The 229-nt window shown below is 73.4% G+C and carries 1 protein-coding gene; it reads left to right on the top strand.

Annotation, left to right across the window (positions count from 1 at the left end):
• A partial coding sequence (locus KVT44_RS57540; protein WP_217577269.1) for a response regulator occupies window positions 1–229 on the top strand: 229 nt, incomplete at both ends.

Raw genomic sequence — 229 nt, 5'->3', positions numbered from 1 at the left:
CCTTCGCTACGAAGGCCGGCAGATCCGCAGCGCGGGTGACGGACCGGGCGCGGTGCAGACCGCGCGCGAGTTTCGGCCCGACGCCGTTGTCCCCGACATGATGCTGCCGGACATGGACGGCCTCGCGGTCCTGGGGCGCCTGCGCCGCGATCTGCCCGACCTACCCGTCCTCTTCCTCACGGCCAAGGACGCCGTCGAGGACCGCATCGCGGGGCTTACGGCCGGCGGC

It is taken from the genome of Streptomyces sp. GbtcB7 (genome assembly GCF_019091445.1).
Lineage (GTDB): Bacteria > Actinomycetota > Actinomycetes > Streptomycetales > Streptomycetaceae > Streptomyces > Streptomyces mirabilis.
The sequence above is the reverse complement of the archived record's forward strand: the minus strand, read 5'-3'. Positions and strand labels throughout refer to the sequence as shown.